Source organism: Treponema endosymbiont of Eucomonympha sp., assembly GCF_001028545.1.
On the sequence record NZ_BBPW01000305.1, the window covers coordinates 1 to 780 of the forward strand.

Here is a 780-nt window from a genome sequence, read left to right on the forward strand (position 1 = left end):
GAAGGCCTTCAATTTTCCCCACTACCCACGCTGCCTATAGAGTATTCACACTGCATAAAATATGATACATGCATGAAATTGAGCGAAGAACAATATAAAGGGATAGAAGCGTTGCTGCCGAAGCAGCGGGGAAACGTAAAGATAGAAAACTTAACCGCGCTTGTCTATATGAGAAAACACCATCGGCGAAAAGGTGCCGTGGGCCGAATGTACCGAGTTTTATGAAGATAAAGGCCGTTTCCTTCTCTACCATAGGCAGTGTGGACTGGATAGGGGAAAAGAGGTAAAATAGAGGCATGAAAAGAAATGAAGGCATTCACCGGCACGATATAAGCGACGAGGCGCGGGAACGGATAAAAGACCTGCTGCCCGGACAGGCAGGGAAACGCGGGGGCGTGGCGAAAGATAACCGCCTGTTTATCAACGCGGCAGCGTGGCAGACGCGCACGGGCGCTCCGTGGAGGGACATACCGCCGGAATTCGGGAACTGGAACAGCATACACAAGCGGTTTTGCCGCTGGCGGGACAAGGGAATAGGGAAAAGGCTGGCGGACGCCGCAATAGGCGAGCCTGCCGGGGATATCCGTATGATAGATTCGACGTATATCAAGGCGCACGCGGACGCATGCGGGGCACGCGGCGGCACTCAGGATATTAGCCGCACAAAAGGGGGCTGAACAGCAAATTGCACTTGGTAGTCGACGAGTACGGGATGCCGGCAGGCGGCATTGTGACAAGCGGTACTGTCGCGGACTGCAGCCAAGCGCCTCTCCTTATGGA

At 54.1% G+C, this 780-nt stretch carries 2 protein-coding genes; both read left to right on the forward strand.

Going from position 1 to position 780, the window contains the following annotated elements:
• Nucleotides 1–225, forward strand: a 225-nt coding sequence (locus AWU74_RS12775; RefSeq protein WP_238580218.1) for a hypothetical protein, incomplete at its 5' end; no start/stop codon positions are given.
• A gap of 71 nt (nucleotides 226–296) precedes the next feature.
• The gene (locus AWU74_RS06735; RefSeq protein ID WP_062328667.1) at nucleotides 297–677 is read left to right on the forward strand and encodes an IS5 family transposase; all 381 of its coding nucleotides are present in this window, start codon (nucleotides 297–299) and stop codon (nucleotides 675–677) included.
• Nucleotides 678–780 lie beyond the last annotated feature (103 nt).

Excerpts from the sequence above, each read along its gene's own strand:
- AWU74_RS06735 (WP_062328667.1), top strand. The coding sequence starts at position 297 with ATGAAAAGAAATGAAGGCATTCACCGGCACGATATAAGCGACGAGGCG.